The organism is Pseudomonas sp. 2995-3 (assembly GCF_002742565.1).
Taxonomy (GTDB): Bacteria; Pseudomonadota; Gammaproteobacteria; order Pseudomonadales; family Pseudomonadaceae; genus Aquipseudomonas; species Aquipseudomonas edaphica.
Genome location: NZ_LJSB01000373.1, coordinates 1 through 252, shown reverse-complemented (window position 1 = coordinate 252; position 252 = coordinate 1). Strand labels below are relative to the sequence as shown.

Sequence of the window (252 nt, the reverse complement as noted above, 5' to 3'; positions counted from 1 at the left end):
CTCCAAAACTCATCTCTCGTAACCTAACATCTTCTTTATACGGTGTTCTTATAGCAAGATAATTAATTGTTTCCTTACATCGCTTTAGGTCACTTGTAAATACCGTTTTATAGGATTGTTTTTGTAATTCTAGTTTTAATGGATCAAGCTTTGGCAATTCACTCTCCACCAGCCCTATGTCGCTATGCCCTAAATATCGTTTTTCTATATTCCACTCCGTTATCCCATGACGAATGAGAAGAAGATCCATAC

1 protein-coding gene is annotated in these 252 nt (G+C 36.5%); it reads right to left on the bottom strand.

Features of this window, described 5'->3' with window-relative positions:
- The coding region (locus AOA62_RS29775; protein ID WP_178075671.1) for a histidine phosphatase family protein at positions 1-252 on the bottom strand (252 nt) is incomplete at both ends.